At 70.1% G+C, this 17,270-nt stretch carries 13 protein-coding genes and 2 pseudogenes; 11 read left to right on the top strand and 4 right to left on the bottom strand.

Features of this window, described 5'->3' with window-relative positions:
* Positions 1 to 1,436 precede the first annotated feature (1,436 nt).
* Positions 1,437 to 2,165, bottom strand: a complete 729-nt coding sequence (locus ACWGH0_RS10510) for a GNAT family N-acetyltransferase (RefSeq protein WP_453403754.1) — start codon at positions 2,163 to 2,165, stop codon at positions 1,437 to 1,439.
* Positions 2,166 to 2,378: 213 nt separating this feature from the next.
* Between ACWGH0_RS10510 and lon the strand changes: the two genes are divergently transcribed.
* On the top strand, positions 2,379 to 4,781 hold the full coding sequence (lon, locus tag ACWGH0_RS10505; RefSeq protein ID WP_453403753.1) for an endopeptidase La: 2,403 nt from the start codon (positions 2,379 to 2,381) through the stop codon (positions 4,779 to 4,781).
* A gap of 223 nt (positions 4,782 to 5,004) precedes the next feature.
* Positions 5,005 to 5,571 carry an SAM-dependent methyltransferase gene (locus tag ACWGH0_RS10500; RefSeq protein ID WP_453403752.1) on the top strand — a complete coding sequence of 189 codons (567 nt, stop codon included), beginning with the start codon at positions 5,005 to 5,007 and terminating at the stop codon, positions 5,569 to 5,571.
* Between the two features lie 31 nt (positions 5,572 to 5,602).
* Here the strand turns inward: ACWGH0_RS10500 and ACWGH0_RS10495 are convergent, their stop codons facing one another.
* Positions 5,603 to 6,487, bottom strand: a complete 885-nt coding sequence (locus tag ACWGH0_RS10495; protein WP_453403751.1) for a lysozyme — start codon at positions 6,485 to 6,487, stop codon at positions 5,603 to 5,605.
* Positions 6,488 to 6,722: 235 nt separating this feature from the next.
* Between ACWGH0_RS10495 and ACWGH0_RS10490 the strand changes: the two genes are divergently transcribed.
* Positions 6,723 to 7,217, top strand: coding sequence for a MarR family winged helix-turn-helix transcriptional regulator (locus ACWGH0_RS10490; RefSeq protein ID WP_453403750.1), 495 nt, complete (start codon positions 6,723 to 6,725; stop codon positions 7,215 to 7,217).
* Positions 7,218 to 7,288: 71 nt separating this feature from the next.
* Here ACWGH0_RS10490 and ACWGH0_RS10485 read toward each other — a convergent pair whose 3' ends face one another.
* Positions 7,289 to 8,071: a hypothetical protein gene (locus ACWGH0_RS10485; protein WP_453403749.1), complete on the bottom strand. Its 783-nt coding sequence runs from the start codon at positions 8,069 to 8,071 to the stop codon at positions 7,289 to 7,291.
* A 387-nt stretch (positions 8,072 to 8,458) separates the two neighbouring features.
* Between ACWGH0_RS10485 and ACWGH0_RS10480 the strand changes: the two genes are divergently transcribed.
* The 7 genes from ACWGH0_RS10480 (at position 8,459) to ACWGH0_RS10450 (ending at position 15,558) form a co-directional block, all read left to right on the top strand.
* Entirely contained in the window at positions 8,459 to 11,308 is a 2,850-nt protein-coding gene (locus tag ACWGH0_RS10480) for a nitrate- and nitrite sensing domain-containing protein (protein WP_453403748.1), read from the top strand.
* Complete coding sequence (locus ACWGH0_RS10475; protein WP_453403747.1) at positions 11,305 to 11,790, top strand: roadblock/LC7 domain-containing protein; 486 nt, start codon at positions 11,305 to 11,307, stop codon at positions 11,788 to 11,790. The genes ACWGH0_RS10480 and ACWGH0_RS10475 overlap by 4 nt, the downstream gene beginning before the upstream one ends.
* Positions 11,787 to 12,194: a DUF742 domain-containing protein gene (locus ACWGH0_RS10470; protein WP_453403746.1), complete on the top strand. Its 408-nt coding sequence runs from the start codon at positions 11,787 to 11,789 to the stop codon at positions 12,192 to 12,194. Before ACWGH0_RS10475 ends, ACWGH0_RS10470 begins: the two co-directional genes overlap by 4 nt.
* Positions 12,175 to 12,861, top strand: coding sequence for a GTP-binding protein (locus ACWGH0_RS10465; RefSeq protein ID WP_453403745.1), 687 nt, complete (start codon positions 12,175 to 12,177; stop codon positions 12,859 to 12,861). Before ACWGH0_RS10470 ends, ACWGH0_RS10465 begins: the two co-directional genes overlap by 20 nt.
* Positions 12,862 to 12,900: 39 nt before the next feature.
* Positions 12,901 to 14,136: a styrene monooxygenase/indole monooxygenase family protein gene (locus ACWGH0_RS10460; protein WP_453403744.1), complete on the top strand. Its 1,236-nt coding sequence runs from the start codon at positions 12,901 to 12,903 to the stop codon at positions 14,134 to 14,136.
* 325 nt (positions 14,137 to 14,461) lie between these two features.
* Positions 14,462 to 14,629: a hypothetical protein gene (locus tag ACWGH0_RS10455; protein WP_453403743.1), complete on the top strand. Its 168-nt coding sequence runs from the start codon at positions 14,462 to 14,464 to the stop codon at positions 14,627 to 14,629.
* A 278-nt stretch (positions 14,630 to 14,907) separates the two neighbouring features.
* Positions 14,908 to 15,558, top strand: a complete 651-nt coding sequence (locus ACWGH0_RS10450) for a hypothetical protein (RefSeq protein ID WP_453403742.1) — start codon at positions 14,908 to 14,910, stop codon at positions 15,556 to 15,558.
* Between the two features lie 176 nt (positions 15,559 to 15,734).
* Here the strand turns inward: ACWGH0_RS10450 and ACWGH0_RS10445 are convergent.
* A pseudogene (locus ACWGH0_RS10445) lies at positions 15,735 to 15,899 on the bottom strand (GNAT family N-acetyltransferase); the annotation flags it as partial.
* Positions 15,900 to 15,905: 6 nt separating this feature from the next.
* Between ACWGH0_RS10445 and ACWGH0_RS10440 the strand changes: the two are divergent.
* Positions 15,906 to 17,174, top strand: a pseudogene (locus ACWGH0_RS10440) (tyrosine-type recombinase/integrase); the annotation flags it as partial.
* Positions 17,175 to 17,270 lie beyond the last annotated feature (96 nt).

Genomic DNA, 17,270 nt, shown 5'->3' with positions numbered 1-17,270 from the left:
GGGGGCGGGGGCGTTGGTTGTTTCTGGTGTGGGGGCCGCCTTTGGGAGGGTGGCGTCGGAGGTTCGGCGGTAAAGGGCGCTCCTGCGTCGCGTCGCCTGCGGCGATTGCGCTTCGCTCCACCCTTGACCGCCGAACCTCCGACGCAATGCTTGAGGGGGGCGGCCCCCGGGGGGGAGCCCACGGGTCAGGCTCGGTGAGTGGTTGTTCGTGCGTGGCCGGGTGGCGGGTGTGTGGGTGGGGCGCGACGGCTTCTGGGGTGGTGCGGCCCCTGGCTAAGCGGCTGACGGGAACGGACGTTGGTGTGACACCACCATTCCCACCCGCGCCAGCACACCGGCCGGGAAGCGGACCGCCTGCGGGCGACGTGCGGATGGTCACGCAGGCGACGGGGATGGGGCGACTCAGGCCAGCCGGGCGGCGAGCGGACACCCTGACCGGTGACCGGTGACCGGTGACCGGTGACCGGTGACCGGTGACCGGCCACCGGTCACCGGGGACGGGTGACGGGTGACGGGCGACGGGTTGTGACGTAGGCCCGCTACTGAAGTGGGCCACCTCGGGAAACTGGGACCCGCCTGCGACGGCGCAGCGCGGGCGACGGGTCGAGAGCGAATTCGTTCCGGAGGTGAGCGGCCCGGTGGGTCGTTACGCACACATCGCGGCCCGAACCGATACGGATGTGACGACCGAGTCACGTGAGGTGTTCCGGCTCACCAACTGTGGAGTTTGTCCCATCCCGACCCCCACAGCCGCCTACTGGCGGGCTCCCCGGCCTACATGCGCGCGGGAACATGAGGCGATGGCCGGCTCACGAGCCGACCAACTCATCAACTGGAGCCGTCGGCCGGCCTGACTCGCCCGGCAACCCGCAAACCTGCACATGCCCCCCGTCAGCATCAGCAGCCAGCCTTCAGCCCCACCGACCACCGGCCGAGGACGTCGATTCCCGCAGGCCGTGCAGCGAGGCCGACCGCCCACCTGTCGGGGTGAAGCCGATTCCCGCACGTCGACCGGCAAGGCCGGCCGCCGACCGAGCGGGGCGCTCCCGTGCATCCCAATGTCGGTGTCGCACCAACGGCCGTGCCGCACCCGCCGAGACAGGGGCCGAGCCGCCCCAGAACCGACCGCGCACCCCACCACACACCCGCAAGCCACCAAGCCAACGCCCGCCCCCATCCCGCTCCCGTGCAGGGCGTTTTCCTGGCGTCGTCCCCCTATAAGCGTTTGCGGTGGGCCGGGGTGGTGGGTCAAGGGTGGGCCGTAGGTCCATCGCGCAGCGACGCGACGTAGGAGCGCCCTTGACGCGCCGCCCCGGCCCACCGACACTCAAGCGCCCGGGGACGGCCCCACACCCCCCAGAAGCAACAAGTGGTGCATCTTTCGGCCCGGCGCGCTGCGCCCGCCAACCCCCGCCCCAGTGGTCGTCGTTCCTGCTTCAGCGCGTGGAGTGGGTTACGCCGCCGGAGTGGGTTACGCCTACCAGAGGGGCGTGTACCTGCCAGTTGAGCGACTCGTACAGGGCACGTCCCTCCGTCGTCGCGCCCAGAATGCCGATCCTGGCGCCCTGTTCGTAAGCCGCTTGCTGGAGCGTCCGCATTACCAGTGCGCCCAGTCCCTTCCGCCGGTGCGCGGGGGCTGTCTCGACCTGGTCAACCACCGCCGTCCGGCCGGTCGCTGCCACCTGGCCGCGCGCCGCGAATCCACCGTCGGGTGCGATTACGAGGAGGCGCGTCACCCCGCCCCGCTCCCAGGACCTCAACGCGTATCCGTCCGGCGGTGCGTATCCCTCCGGTGGCGCGCACCCCTCCGTGCACTCGGCCGGCTCGGTCGGGCTGAGGGTTCTCGCGCTCAGGGTTGTCGTCATCAGCCAGCCGGGGCCGTCCGGTTTCCATTCCGGGCCGAGCCACGGCATGACGGTCTCCGGGGCCAGGAAGATTTTGAGCGCGACGCCCGGCGCGGCGTACGCCTCGGCCAGTTTGCGGACCGTCGCCTCGTCGGCGTGGGTCAGGACGTGCCGGGTGGAGTGGTGCGGGAGTCCTACGTCGACTGTCAGGCCCCAGGGCTGAGACACCGGTTCGGCGGCGCCCCGCGACACAACCCAGCCGTCCACCCACGCGCGGATCACCTCCGGGCAGGAGTGGGCGTCGAAGGGGTCGCGAGCCATGTAGCTCCTCCACTGCGTAATGGGCTCTAGTGGGCAAAGGCTATTACCTCCCCCGGCCCCCGGTCCACCCCTTGAAGCGCAAGAAAGCGGCATCGCCCCCCATCCCCCAACGCTCCCCGATCGCCCACAGCGAACACCCACCTCCCCGGGAACATTCACTCGCTCAGGAGCATTGAGTCGGCATAGCTCAAGTTCACTGCCGAAGGGGAGATCATGGCATCGTCGTCCAACCCGCTCACCCTGCCCGTGCTGCCGCTCGATGACGAGGTCGTGCTGCCGGGGATGGTGGTGCCCCTGGACCTGTCCGACACGGACGTGCGCGCCGCGGTGGAGGCCGCGCAGGCCGCTGCCCGTTCCAGTGGCAACAAGCCGCAGGTGCTTCTCGTTCCGCGCATCGACGGCACGTACGCGGCGACCGGCGTCCTGGGCACCGTCGAGCAGGTCGGGCGGCTCTCCGACGGCGACCCCGGCGCCCTGATCCGCGGTCGCAGCCGCGTGCAGATCGGAGCCGGGACGACCGGGCCCGGCGCCGCGCTCTGGGTCGAGGGCACGGGCGTCGACGAGACGCTCCCCGATCCGCTGCCCGGGGCCGTCACGGAGCTGGTCAAGGAGTACAAGGCGCTCGCCACCAGCTGGCTGAAGAAGCGCGGCGCCTGGCAGGTCGTCGACCGCGTCCAGCAGATCGACGGCGTCTCCGCACTCGCCGACAACTCCGGCTACTCGCCGTTCCTCACCACCGCGCAGAAGGTCGAGCTGCTGGAGACCGCCGACCCGGTGGTCCGGCTCAGGCTCGCCGTGAAGTGGCTGAGCGAGCACCTCGCCGAGCAGGACGTCGCCGAGTCCATCGCCAAGGACGTGCAGGAAGGCGTCGACAAGCAGCAGCGGGAGTTCCTGCTGCGCCGCCAGCTCGACGCCGTCCGCAAGGAGCTGCGCGAGATCAACGGCAAGGAGGGCGAGGACGAGTCCGACGACTACCGGGCCCGTGTCGAGGCCGCCGACCTGCCCGAGAAGGTCCGCGAGGCCGCCCTCAAGGAGGTCGACAAGCTGGAGCGTTCCTCCGACCAGTCGCCGGAGGGATCGTGGATCCGCACCTGGCTGGACACCGTTCTGGAGCTCCCCTGGACCGAGCGGACCGAGGACCAGTACGACATCCGGGGCGCCAAGGCGGTGCTTGACGCCGAGCACGCCGGTCTGGAGGACGTGAAGGAGCGCATCACCGAGTACCTCGCGGTGCGCAAGCGCCGGGCCGACCGCGGGCTCGGGGTGGTCGGCGGCCGTCGCGGCGGCGCTGTGTTGGCCCTTGTCGGTCCGCCGGGCGTCGGTAAGACATCCCTCGGCGAATCCGTCGCGCACGCCATGGGACGCAAGTTCGTGCGGGTCGCCCTCGGCGGCGTACGCGACGAGGCGGAGATCCGCGGACACCGGCGTACGTACGTCGGGGCTCTTCCGGGGCGGATCGTGCGCGCCATCAAGGAAGCCGGGTCGATGAACCCCGTCGTCCTCCTCGACGAGATCGACAAGGTCGGGTCCGACTTCCGCGGCGACCCGGCGGCGGCCCTGCTCGAAGTGCTCGACCCCGCGCAGAACCACACCTTCCGCGACCACTACCTGGAGGTCGAGCTGGACCTCTCCGACGTGGTCTTCCTCGCCACCGCCAACGTCCTGGAGGCCATTCCGGAGGCGCTGCTCGACCGCATGGAGCTGGTCAGGCTCGACGGCTACACGGAGGACGAGAAGGTCGTCATCGCCCGCGACCACCTGCTGCCGCGCCAGCTGGAGCGTTCGGGCCTGGAGCCGGGCGAGGTGACGCTGGACGAGTCCGCGCTGCGGAAGCTGGCGGGGGAGTACACCCGTGAGGCGGGCGTACGGAACCTGGAGCGCTCGGTGTCGCGCCTCCTGCGCAAGGTGGCGGCCAAGCACGAGCTCGGCGAGCAGGAGCTGCCGTTCACCATCACGGAGGGCGACCTCCGGGCGCTGATCGGGCGGCCCCACCACGTGCCCGAGTCGGCCCAGGACCCGTCGGAGCGCCGCACGGCGGTCCCGGGCGTGGCCACGGGTCTCGCGGTCACGGGTGCGGGCGGTGACGTGCTCTTCGTCGAGGCGTCGCTGGCGGACGCGGAGACGGGCGGCGCGGGGCTCACCCTGACGGGCCAGCTCGGTGACGTCATGAAGGAGTCCGCCCAGATCGCCCTGTCGTTCCTCCGCTCGCACGGCGCCGAGCTGGAGCTTCCGGTCGGCGATCTCAAGGACCGGGGCGTGCACATCCACTTCCCGGCCGGCGCGGTGCCGAAGGACGGTCCGAGCGCGGGCATCACGATGACGACCGCTCTCGCGTCGCTGCTGTCCGGGCGGCTGGTCCGTACGGACGTGGCGATGACGGGCGAGGTGTCCCTGACCGGACGGGTTCTGCCGATCGGCGGCCTGAAGCAGAAGCTGCTCGCGGCGCACCGGGCGGGTACGACGACGGTCGTGATCCCGAAGCGCAACGAGGCCGACCTGGACGACGTACCCGCCGAGATCCTCGACAAGCTGGAGATCCACCCGGTGACGGACGTCCGCCAGGTCCTGGAGATCGCCCTGGCCCCCGCGGAGGTACGGGTGCCGGCGGCGGCGTGACGGACGCTGCCGGTGGCCCGGCCGTGGCAGGCCCCCGCCCCTCTCGACAGAGGGGGTGCGGGGGCCTGCGCGTACTGCGGGACTCTTCTCGCACCCCCTGCCGCGCGGAGGACACGGAAGGCCCGAAAAGGGCGAAAGAGGTGGTAATCGGATACAACGGAGGTAGGGCGCGAACAGCGGGGAGGGCGACGGCCGGGGGCGACAGCGACGGCGAGGTGGCGGCATGCGCGTACCCGAGCGGCTCACGGTGGCCGTCGGCCTTCTCGACCTGCGCCCGGACGACCGCGTGCTGGAGATCGGCTGCGGGCGCGGTGTCGCGGCGGGCCTGATCGCGGAGAAGCTGCCGGACGGCGAGTACGTGGGCCTGGACCGCTCCGACGTGGCCGTCACGGCCGCCGGTGAGCGCAACGCCGACGCCGTGTCGTCGGGCCGGGCCTCGTTCCTCCATACGGCCCTGGCGGACGCCGGCACCGACACGCTCGGCCGCTTCGACAAGGTCCTGGCGGTCGACGTCAATGTCTTCTGGACCGGACCGGCCGTGCGCGAGCTGGATGCCGTGGCCCGGCTGCTCCGCCCGACGGGAAGCCTGGTGCTCTGCTACGCCCCGCCCGACCCCGAGCAGACCGCCCGGGAGAAGAACCTGCTGCTCACACACCTGAGCGACGCCGGATTCATCGCCACCGCGACGACGCACGCGCTCGCCGGGGACGCGTCCCTGCTGGCGGTGGTCGCCGCCGTCGCGCGGCTGCCCGGAGGCGACGAGGGCGACGGACCGGGAGCCGGGGCCTGAAGCGGCGCTCGCGCCCGCCGGGCGCCGCCGGTCAGCCGTAAGCGAGGGCCTGTACGCGGTCGAGGGCGCCGTTGAACTTGTTGTGGTCGCCGACGATCGGTCCCGTGGACGTGTACTGCCACATGGTCTGCACGCCCCAGCCGGCCGGCAGCTCGCCCACGGTCGTGTCGTAGCGGGCGATCCACAGCGGGTTCACCGAGCCGAAGCCGCCGTAGTCGCCGGTGCAGTCCTTCCACCAGCTGGTCGCCGTGTAGATGACGGCGTCGCGGCCGGTGCGCGCCCTGTATGTGGTCAGGAAGTCGCGGATCCACGCGACCATCCCGCTCTGCGTCTTGCCGTAGCACTGGGCGCCGTACGGATTCCACTCGATGTCGAGCACACCGGGCAGCGTCCTGCCGTCGCGCGACCAGCCGCCGCCGTTGTCGGCGAAGTAGTGGGCCTGGGTGGCGCCGCTGGAGTCGTTGGGCGTCGCGAAGTGGTACGCGCCGCGGATCATGCCGGCGCTGTACGAGCCGTTGTACTGCTGCCCGAAGTAGGGATTCCTGTAGTAGTTGCCTTCGGTGGCCTTCACGTAGGCCCATCTGACGCCACTGGTCCACAGGGCGGACCAGTTGACGTTGCCCTGGTGGCTGCTGACGTCCACACCCTCCGTCTGCGTGACGCGGGTGTCGCGCGGCAGGCCGCCCCGGCCGTCGTGTTCGACGACGCCCATGCCCATGTGGGCGGAGCCCCGTTCGGGTGTGCGGTCCGCGGTCGGGACGGTGGTGGGGGCGCTCTCCTCGTTCTCGGGGGCGGCGGTCGCGGTGGCCGCCCCCGGAAGGGTCAGGAGGAGCGTGAGAGCGGTGAGCGAGGAGAGGAGGATCCCGGCCGCCGCGGTGCGCGGGCGGCGGGCCGTTCCGGATCTGTGCACGGACATGGCGTGCCTCCGAAAGGCTCGGTGGGGGATGCGAGGAACGGGCGTGGGGAACCCGCGGGAGATCTGTCTGTCGACACGGGGGGTGGTGTGGACATGTCATCAATGAAGCTAGGCGCGTAGACCGGGCGGCGGAAGGGGATCCGCGTGCCGCCGTTGGTCTACTCCTGCGAAATACTGGCGGAGCTGCGGCAATGGACGCAGGTGAAAGAAAACCCCGGGGTGAGGAAAGCGCGCTATGAGTTCTGACGTGCACGGAAGCGGAAGAGCCGATGACGGGCGCGCGGCGCGGGGAAGTGGCGGAGACCCGGAAATCCTCGCCCTGGAACGCGAATTGGCCGTCTTTCTGCGCAGGGCGCGGGCCTCCTCCGGTGACATGGCGCGTGAGGTCCACCCGGAACTGGAGCCGGCGGCGTACGGCCTGCTCGTACGGCTCGACGAAGCGGACCGGCAGCGGGCCACGGACCTGGCGGCGTGGTTCGGCGTGGGCAAGGCGACCATGAGCCGGCAACTGCGGGCGCTGGAGGAACTCGGCCTGGTCACGCGCGAACCCGACCCCGCGGACGGCCGGGCCTCGCTGGTCGCGCTCACCGACGAGGGCCGGGCCCGCTTCCGGCGGGTGCGGGACGCGCGGCGGGCCCGTTACGTACGGAAGCTGGCGGGCTGGGACCGCGCGGAGGTGGCGGAGCTGGCACGGCTGCTGCACCAGCTGAACGCACCGGTGGAGGGGTGAGGGAGCGGAGGGACGCGGCGCGCTGAGCGCGGGCCTGAGTGGGCCGTGCCGCCTGCCCGGAGGCGCCGGCCTCACAGCACCGCGTAGATCACCGCCGCGTCGTCGTGCTGCTTCCAGCGGCGCACCAGAGGGGTGGCCGACTGCCCCCGCTCCAGCACCCGCACCCGGTCGATCAGGCCCTGCGCCCCCTCCTTGCGCAGAACGCCGAGGCACTGCCCCCAGTCCCCCTCGCCGAACATGTCCACCCACCGGGTCGCCCCGTCGCTGAGCGCCGCCAGCGCCCGTACCCCGGCCCGTGGGCCCACCCCGGTGACCGCCAGGTCCGCCACCGCCGGATCGGCGGCCGCCGTGAAGAAGCCGCCCTCCCTGTTCCGCAGGGCGTCGGTCGCCGCGAGGGAGGCGAGGACCTCCGGCGGAACCCGGTCCAGACGCTCGTCGAGAACCGCGCGCACCGAGCCGTCCGGGGCCTCCAGCAGGAGCGCCGAGTCGGACAGCACCAGGTGTTCGATCTCCTCCGCGCCCCAGCGCGCCAGGACCACCGTTGCCTGAGGCGTGCGGACGTGAGAAAGGTCACAGGTGTCTCGGTGGGCGTCGGCCGTGCGGTGGATCGCCTCCGCCAGGACCTCCGTCAGCGATAAATCCCGCCGCGAAGCGGACAATTCGAGCAGTGCGCCGCCGAGCCGGGCGGTGAACCAGGGGACCGGATGCACGCACCCGTAGTCGCCGCGCGGAGGTGTCACGCCGTCCAGCAGGACGAGCGCCCCACCCTGGCCGGCGGCAGGCAGGGCGACCGACGCCCAGTCCTCGTTGGGGCGTTCGGGGTCGCCGGGGGCGGTGGCCAGTTCGCAGCGCATGCCGCCCAGTCTGCACGAGCCCCGCCGAGTGGCCCGACGGCCGCACCAGGGGCGCCAATTGGCCCGTACCAGCAGGTGGAGTACGGGTTTATGGGTGGAATGGGTTACTCCGCGAAGCTGCGGGGGCGCATCCTGCCAAAGGCCGGGCGGAAGTTCCAACCGGCGCTCCGCGCGCCCGTGAGACGAACCGCGCCGGGAGTTGTTCGCCAACTCCCGATTGATGTTCACTCGTTCAGGTGGCGGAGCGCGTGCTGCGCGCCTTCTTCCCAAAAGCACTGGAATGGTCTGAAGTCATTCGAGTTCTTCACCTGGGGTGGGGCGTTCCTGTGTGACCAGTCGTCACCTCGGCCATGTGAGCAGACGAGTCGAGCAAGAATGCGAGCACCGGTGCAGAAGAAGCGGACTCGGGGCGAAGGCGGCAACGGCGAGCGGACCGAACGCACCGTACGGGTACGCAGCCGGCTGGTCGCCGGCGTGGCCCTCGTCGGAGTCACCGTCCTCGCGGCCGGTACCCCCGCCGTCCTCAGCGCCTCCTCCGAACTCTCCGAGTCACAGCGCCTGGTCACCCTCGCCGAACTGAACCGGCAGGCGATCACCCTCGCCCACTCCCTCGCCGACGAACGCGACGACGTCACCGCGTACATCGCGGCCGGGCGCGACAGCGGCAGGGGCAAGGGGCTCTCGGCGAGCCGCACGGCCCGCGTCGACCGTCAGATGGACGAGATCGAGCCGGCGGCCCCCACCGGCCTGCGCCGCGACCTGGCCGGGGTCCCCGGCATCCGCCGCGAGGCCCTGACCGGCAAGGGCACCGCCCTCGAGGCCCACAAGGCGTACACCGAGACGATCGAGAAGCTCCAGGACCTCGCCGAGGAGCTGGCCGACAAGACGCCGCCGCGCGCCGCCGAGGCCACCCGCGCGCCCGCATCCCTCGGCCACGCCGTCGACCAGGCCGCCGCCACCCGCGGCCTGCTGCTCGCCGCGCTGTCCGTGCCGCGCGAGAACACCGGCAACCGCATCGACCCCGTCACCGGGCTCCTGGTGCCCGCCGAGGAGGACCCGGACTCCGAGAACGTCCGCACCCGCAACGCGCTGACCGCCGCCGCCCAGCAGTCGCGCGTGCGCGAGCTGGCCGCGCTCGCCGACTTCGACCAGGCCGCAGGACACAGCGCCCGCGAGTCCTTGAAGACCACCGTGACGGGCCCCGAGGTCAAGAACGCCGAGCAGTTCCTCACGCGCCTCACCGACCAGCCCCAGCTCTCCGACGACGAGCTCGGCACGGACCGTGCGAAGGCCGAGGCCGCCCTGTCGGCCCGTATCGACCTCATGCGGGGAGTCGAGTCCTCCCTCGGCTCGGCGCAGGTCAACCGGCTCTCCCGGCTCCGCGACGACGACGTCACCGCCCTGGAGATCCGGATCGCGCTCGCCGGCGCCTGCCTGCTGGTGGCCATCGGCGTCAGCACCGCCGTCGCCCGTACGCTCACCCGCCCGCTCGCCGTGCTGCGCCTCGGCGCCGCCCGGCTGGCCGCCGAACCGGAGCCCGGGGCCGAGCCGGTTGAGCCGGTCCGTTTCACCGGTCGCAACGACGAGTTCGCCCAGGTCGTACGCTCCCTCAACACGCTGCACTCCCGGCTCGCCGAGGCCGGCGCCCGCGCGGAGAAGCTCGCCGGCGACCGTACGCACCTGATCGGCCAGCGCGAGACGCTCGCCACCCAGCGCGCCGAACTCCAGGAGCAGATCGCCGAGACCGCCGCGCAGCTGGAGCGGATGCGCCACACCGTCCACTCGACCTTCGTGAACCTCTCGCTGCGCACCCTGGGCGTCGTCGAGCGTCAGCTCGGCGTCATCGAGGGCCTGGAGGAGCGCGAGCAGGACCCGGAGCGCCTCGCCACCCTCTTCAAGCTCGACCACATGGCCACCGTCATGCGCCGCCACGGCGAGAACCTCCTGGTCCTCGCCGGTACGGAGCACGGGCAGGGTCAGCAGAACCCGGTGCCGCTCGTCGACGTCCTGCGCGCGGCCGTCAGCGAGATCGAGCGGTACGAGCGGGTGGCCATCCAGTCCATCCCGCCCCGCGCCCAGGTGGCGGGCTTCGCCGCCAACGACCTCAGCCACCTGCTGGCGGAACTGCTGGAGAACGCCACCTCGTTCTCGCCGCCGGACGCCAAGGTCGAACTGTCCGGCTGGCTGCTGGAGAGCGGCGAGGTCATGCTCTCCGTCCAGGACGAGGGCATCGGCGTACCGTCGGACCGGCTGACCGAACTGAACGCGCGGCTGGCCGACCCCGCCTCGTACGAGCCGGGCGACGGCGCCGACGGAGGCATCGGCCTGCACGTGGCCGCGCTGCTGGCGGCCCGGCACGGCATCCGCGTCACGCTCCGCGAGCAGAAGCAGGGCGGTGTCGCCGCGGTCGTCGTCCTGCCCGACGCGCTGCTGCCGCCCGCTCCGGCGACGGCCGCACCGCCCGCCGTCCCGGTGGCGGGGGACACGCCCACGCTGAACCTGCCGGGCTCGGTCGCGGAGGCCAACTCCAATGCCCTGCCGGGGCGTTCCGTACGGGACGGTGCACTGCGCGAGGCCGCGAAGGACCCGCTGGTGGAGGCGGCCGAGCGGACGATCCAGGAGGACGCGGAGCAGACGGGGAACGCGGACCGGCCGGAGGACTCCGACCGGCCGCAGGACGCGGAGCCCTCGGAGCGCCCCGCGGAGACCCCGCCGTCGGACGAGCCCGGACCGGAGTCCGGCGTCGCGGTCGAGGACGAGCCGGCGGGCGCCGCCCCCGAGGCCGCCGCACAGCCCGCCGCCGACCCCTACGCCATCGGCCCCGACGCACACGAGCGCGCCGCCGACGGCGACGCGGACACCGGGGCGCCGGTCGACGAACCGACCTGGACCATGCGGCTGCCGCAGCAGTCCGCCGCGCCCCGGGACGAGATGGACGCGGACGACGACGCCGCGCCGGTCGCCCCCGCCAGGACGAAGGTCGAACCGGTCACCGACAAGGGTCTGCCCAAGCGCACCCCGAAGGTCGTCAAGTCCGGTCCTTCGGAGCCCGGGGAGCGCACCGGAAGCGTCGACGCGGAAGCCCTGCGGCGCAGGCTCGGCGGTTTCCACCAGGGGTCGGTGAAGGGCCGCCGCGACGTGGAGGCGGAGATCTCGGCGCAGGGGGAGCGTACGGAGACGGACAGCGGCAATGAGACAGAAACCAAGGGGGACACAGTTGAGGAGGCACGCAGTTGACTGCGTCCAGCACGTTCGGGCTGAGTAGCGAAGCCCGTAATCTCCATTGGCTGTTGAGCAATCTCGTCGACGAGGTGCCGGGGCTTCTCTCGGTGGCGGTCGTGTCGTCGGACGGGCTGCTGCTCCTGTCCTCCGACCCGGAGCGGAACGCCGGACCAGCGGCTCCCGCCGTCCGCCAGGACGGCCCGAAGGGTTCGAGCGCCGACCTGGCGACCATCGTCTCGGGACTCGCCAGCCTCACCGACGGCGCTGCGGAGCTGATGGACGGCGGCGGAGTCAAGCAGACGATGATCGCGATGGAGTCCGGCAGCGTCTTCGTCATGGCGATCAGCGACGGATCGCTGCTCGGTGTGCACGGCTCGCCGGACTGCGACATGAGCGTCGTGGCCTACCACATGGCGCTGTTCGTCGGCCGCGCCGGCCACGTCCTCACCCCCGAACTCCGCAGTGAGCTGCGCAAATCGTTGGAGAGCGCCCTGTGACGCCGCCCACCCCCGCCAAACTTCCGGTCAGGGGCGACGGCCGCAGGCCCGCCCGCGTACGCCCGTACTCGCTCACCGGCGGGCGTACCCGCTTCGGGCACGTCCTGCTCGTCGAGACGTTCGTCGCGGCGATCGAGGGGCCCGAGGAGCGGCGCGAGCTCACCAACGGCGGCCTCCAGACGCGTGTCATGCCCGAGATGCGGGCCATCGTGGAACTGTGCCGCCGCATGCGTACGGTCGCGGAGATCTCCGCACTGCTCAAGATGCCGCTGGGCGTGGTCCGGGTGCTGCTCAGCGACCTGGCCGACCAGGGAAAGATCCGTGTGTACGGGACCGGGCACGCGTCCGGCCAGCCGAACCGCGCACTGCTCGAAAGGGTGCTCAGTGGACTCCGTCGTCTCTGAGACCGAGACCTTCCGTACCCGCGCCACCGCGCACACGGCCTCGGTCCCGGTCCAGCCCCAGCCGTCCCTCCCGCCGCAGGCGGACGAAGGCGCCCGGGACTGGCAGACCGACACCACCCGGGCCCCCACGGCCGCCAAGATCGTGGTCGCGGGCGGTTTCGGCGTCGGCAAGACCACGTTCGTGGGCTCCGTCTCCGAGATCACGCCGCTCAAGACGGAAGCGGTGATGACCACCGCGAGCGAGGAGACCGACGACCTCTCCGCGACGCCGGAGAAGACGACCACGACCGTCGCGATGGACTTCGGCCGCGTCACGCTCGACGACGACCTCGTGCTGTACGTCTTCGGAACACCCGGCCAGCAGCGGTTCTGGTTCATGTGGGACGACCTGGTGCGCGGGGCGATCGGCGCGGTCGTCATGGCCGACACGCGCCGGCTGTCCGACTGCTTCCCCGCTCTCGACTACTTCGAGAGCTGCGGACTGCCGTACGTCGTCGCCGTGAACCACTTCGAGGGAACGACGGCGTACGAGGCGGAGGACGTCAGGGAAGCCCTGACCGTTCCGGCGCACGTACCGGTTGTGATCATGGACGCGCGCAAGCGGATCACGGTGGTCGAGTCGCTGCTGGCCCTCGTCGGCCACGCGCTCACCACCGCGCCCGAATAGCGCGTGTCCCGAACAGCTACTCAACGGAGAGACCCCGTCATGCGGAAGATACTCATAGTCGGGGCCGGCCAGTCCGGTCTCCAGCTCGCCCTCGGACTCCAGACCCGTGGGTACGAGGTCACCCTGATGTCCAACCGCACGGCGGACGAGATCCGGTCGGGCCGGGTCATGTCGACGCAGTGCATGTTCCACACCGCCCTCCAGCACGAGCGGGACCTCCAGATCAACTTCTGGGAGTCGCAGGCCCCGAAGATCGAGGGCCTGGGCGTCTCGGTCGCCGCCCCCGACTCGTCCCGTGCCGTCGACTGGGTCGGAAAGCTCGGCGGGTACGCCCAGTCCGTCGACCAGCGCGTGAAGATGGCCGGCTGGATGGAGACGTTCGCGCAGCGCGGCGGCCAGCTCGTCATCCACGGCGCGGCCGTCTCCGACCTGGACTACTTCTCCCGTACGTACGACCTGGTCATGGTCTCGGCGGGCAAGGGCGAGCTGGTGTCGATGTTCGGCCGCGACGCGTCCCGCTCGCCGTACGACGCCCCGCAGCGTGCCCTCGCCGTCGCCTACGTCCACGGGCTCGGCCCGCGCCCCGAGCACCCGGAGTTCGAGGCGGTCCGCTGCAACCTGGTGCCGGGCGTCGGCGAGATGTTCGTCATGCCGACGCTCACCACGTCGGGGCGCGCGGACATCCTCTTCTGGGAGGGCGTACCGGGCGGCCCGGTCGACGTGTTCAAGGGCGTCAAGGACCCCGCCGAGCACCTGTCCCTCACGCTGGAACTCATGGAGAAGTTCCTGCCGTGGGAGTACGCGCGGGCGACGAAGGTCGAGCTGACCGACGCGAACGCCACCCTCGCGGGCCGGTACGCCCCGACCGTGCGCAACCCCATCGGGCGGCTGCCGTCCGGCGGGCTTGTGCTGGGCGTCGCCGACGTGGTCGTCGCCAACGACCCGATCACCGGCCAGGGCTCCAACTCGGCGTCGAAGTGCGCGGCCTCGTACCTCTCGTCGATCACGGCGCGGGGCGACCAGCCGTTCGACGAGGCGTGGATGCAGTCGACGTTCGACCGGTACTGGGACACCGCGCAGCACGTCACCAAGTGGACGAACGCCATGCTCGGCGTCCCGCCGGAGCACGTACTGAACCTGATCGGAGCCGCGGGCGGCCTCCAGCCGGTGGCCGACCGCTTCGCCAACGGCTTCAACGACCCGGCGGACTTCGAGAACTTCTTCTACGACCCGGAGAAGACGAACGCCTACCTGGCCTCGGTCGCCGGAGCCTGACCCGCTTCTGACCAGCGGCGGGGCAGTCGTCATTGGTCGTTGTTGGCTGTTGTCGGCCGGCCTCGGACGGCCCACAGACGGCCCGGCCGTGAGGGACTGCCGCTGTTGATGTAGTCCTCATGGCAAAGACCCCCAGCCTTGATCGGCTGGGGGTCTTCGCGCTGGTGGGGCGCGGTTGGGTTCCGGACCGCTGACATCCGCCTTGTAAGGCTTCTGCCGGATGGACGAGGTCAGCCTTGGGCGAGCTGGTTGCAGTTGCTGAGGCCCCTGACGGGCTTGGGCAACTGCCAGTAGGACACGAGGCGGCCTGACTACGATTACCCCCATGACCGAGGAGACGATCACCGCCCTGCGCAACTACGACTACCTGGTACGCAACCACGGCTTGGATGACGTTGAGCTTGCTTGGGCGTCGGACACTCTGGTCCGTGGAGAGGGAGGCTACGACATCGGTCTCTTGACCGAGCGCGGTTTCACTCCAGCCACTCGCTGACTGGGGCACACTCACCTACACCCACCACTCACCCCAGCTCCTGTCCCATCAGCCTTCGACCCACACACCGTGGACCGGGCGCGGTTCAGGGCGTCAAGGTGGAGCGCGGCACTAAACGAACAACGTTGACGCCCTGCGCTGGTCGAGGCTCAATCCGCGGTCCCTGGAAAGATCTTCAAGCGCTACATCGGGCCCCTAATGAGCGGTCTCAGTGAGCTGCTGGCGCGCTCGGACTCTCTAATTAGCATCGCAAGCAGGCCAAGGGAAGGGCATGCGAGTTGATCAATTTCATGATCGGCGTCCTGTCGTCACTGGTCGCCACGTGGGCTGGCCTCGCCGCCGCTTTTTTGTGGTCAGGACGCTTCCGATGGTTTCTGGTAACAGCTCTTTCGCGCCTCAGTGGAGGTGATTTTGGACAGTCATGGGACAACAAGGCTGAAGCAGAGGCCGACTTCAATAGAGAGATCCGCCGAGCCCGCAGGGTCGACCTGTTCACCGGGCGGGGAAATGAACTCCAGCGCGCGACTTTCGCTTCGTTATTGACGCACCGTTCGGGCTCTGCCCCTCAACCTCACTTCCGTGTCCTCCTTCCGCATACAGGGGTTGGCGCAGAAGCCCAGTGGACAAGAGATCGCGAAGCCGAGATCGCCTCGTTTGATAGGAGCTTCGGTACCGGGCAATTGCATCGCCAGATCGAAACGAATGTGGCCCACCTTGCCCCGTACAACGACGACGGAACGGTCGAGACTCGGCGGTATGATTTCCCGCATTTGGGGCGAATCTGCATCACCGACCAGGCCGCCTATTTCACACCGTATCTGCCAGATGAACACGGAAGGGATTCGAAAGTTCTAAAATACACCGCCTCGTCACCGATGTATCGCGCGCTTGCTCGCCTTTTTCAAAAATTGTGGGACGGACCTAGCTAGATCTTCATTGATGAAGTAGAGCGCTTCTACCGTGCTCGGACAGCGGCGGTTCCCAAGACCAGTCCGCCTACACCCCTGATAGCGCACTGACCTGTGCAGACGAGCCGCGTCGTCCCCCTCGCTAGGCGTTCTGGCCGGAGGTTGACCACAACGGCCGCGCGCAGCGCCCATACCTCGAAGCCATGATGAGCCGGAGTCGCGCGACGCTGTGCGAGCCAACCTGAGACGCGTGGCACTCCGTTCACAGCGCCGCCGTCTCGGACGGTTCGGACGTACTCGAACCCTTGTCGAAGGTAGTAACGCTGTAGGGCCTCGTCGGTTGTCCAAGCGTCAAGGCGAAGCCCAACTCCGACGGCAAGACCGTCCGCGTCAAGAGCGATCGCTATGGCACCGTCCTGCGCTACTGGGCCTGGTGCATCGGTCCCGACGGCACCGAGAAGAGCAAGTCCTTTCCGGACCCACAGAAGCGCCTCGCGGAGCAGTGGCTCGCCCACATCGAGGCGGACATGTCGCGCGGCCAGTACGTCGACCCGCGCGCGGCCAAAACCACCTTTCAGCAGTTCACCGAGAAGCGGCTCAAGACACTCGGATCAGACCCGAACACTCTCGGATCAATGAACTCCCAACTCCGGTTGCACGCCTTTCCATACATCGGCTCCCGCCCGCTCGGGTCGTTTCAGCCGGGGCACATCCGCGAGTGGGTCGCGGCGCTCGAAAAGAGCGGGGTGCCTGGTTCGTATGGCAGGGCCATCTACGCGAACGTGCGTGCCGCACTGAGCGCCGCCGTCGACGATGGGCACTTGAGCCGCAACCCGTGCTCCGCAGGTTCCGTCAAGCCGCCGGCGCTTGACCCGAAGCGCGTGATCCCGTGGTCGGTCGAGCGCGTCTTCGCCGTGCAGGCCGCAATGCCGGAGCGCTACCGGGCAATGGTCGACTTGGGGGCCGGGTGCGGACTGCGCCAGGGGGAGATCCTGGGAGTAGCCGTGGACGCGATCGACTTCGACTCCGACACCGTGCACGTGGTGCAACAGCTCAAGCTCAGTGAAAGCAAGCCCGTGTTCGCCCTCCCCAAGGGCAACAAGACACGGGTTGTGCCGCTCCCTGGGCCCGTAGCCGATGCGCTCAGAGCCCACATGAAACAGTTCCCACCGGTTGAGATCACTCTGCCCTGGAAGACGGCGACCGGCCCGAAGGTGACGAAGCAGCTCATCTTCATGGCTCCGCGAGGCAATCACGTGTGGCGCACCTCCTTGAACGAGGAAGCGTGGAAGCCCGCTCTCGTCGCAGCCGGAGTCATCCCCGGACCGGAGACGGAGGAGGCAGGCTATGCCGCCGCCCGGGAGCACGGCATGCACGCGCTCAGGCACTTCTACGCGTCCGCCCTCCTGGATGCGGGAGAGAACATCAAGGCCGTCAGCGAATACCTTGGCCACAGCAACGCCGCCCTGACGCTACGGATCTACGCCCACCTCATGCCGAGCAGCCAGGAGCGCACACGCACAGCAATCGCGAGCGTCTACAACACGGTTCGCTTCCCGGATCGACGGCCCACAGACGGCCCACGGCCCGGTGAGAGTGCGCCAGTTATGGAGAACTCGCAGGTAGAGAGCCCGTAGGGCCGTGGGCGCTCTTCTCCGACCCGGAGAAGACGAACGCGTACCTGGCCTCGGTCACCGGGGCGTAGCCGCCGGGGGCCGGACGGATTTCCGTCG

Source organism: Streptomyces sp. NPDC054887 (genome assembly GCF_053610585.1).
The sequence above is the reverse complement of the archived record's forward strand: the minus strand, read 5'-3'. Positions and strand labels throughout refer to the sequence as shown.

What these genes read in the sequence shown, in the direction of transcription:
- ACWGH0_RS10510 (WP_453403754.1), bottom strand. Translation starts at nt 2,165, where the DNA reads ATGGCTCGCGACCCCTTCGACGCCCACTCCTGCCCGGAGGTGATCCGC.
- lon (WP_453403753.1), top strand. Translation starts at nt 2,379, where the DNA reads ATGGCATCGTCGTCCAACCCGCTCACCCTGCCCGTGCTGCCGCTCGAT.
- ACWGH0_RS10500 (WP_453403752.1), top strand. Translation starts at nt 5,005, where the DNA reads ATGCGCGTACCCGAGCGGCTCACGGTGGCCGTCGGCCTTCTCGACCTG.
- ACWGH0_RS10495 (WP_453403751.1), bottom strand. Translation starts at nt 6,487, where the DNA reads ATGTCCGTGCACAGATCCGGAACGGCCCGCCGCCCGCGCACCGCGGCG.
- ACWGH0_RS10490 (WP_453403750.1), top strand. Translation starts at nt 6,723, where the DNA reads ATGAGTTCTGACGTGCACGGAAGCGGAAGAGCCGATGACGGGCGCGCG.
- ACWGH0_RS10485 (WP_453403749.1), bottom strand. Translation starts at nt 8,071, where the DNA reads ATGCGCTGCGAACTGGCCACCGCCCCCGGCGACCCCGAACGCCCCAAC.
- ACWGH0_RS10460 (WP_453403744.1), top strand. Translation starts at nt 12,901, where the DNA reads ATGCGGAAGATACTCATAGTCGGGGCCGGCCAGTCCGGTCTCCAGCTC.
- ACWGH0_RS10455 (WP_453403743.1), top strand. Translation starts at nt 14,462, where the DNA reads ATGACCGAGGAGACGATCACCGCCCTGCGCAACTACGACTACCTGGTA.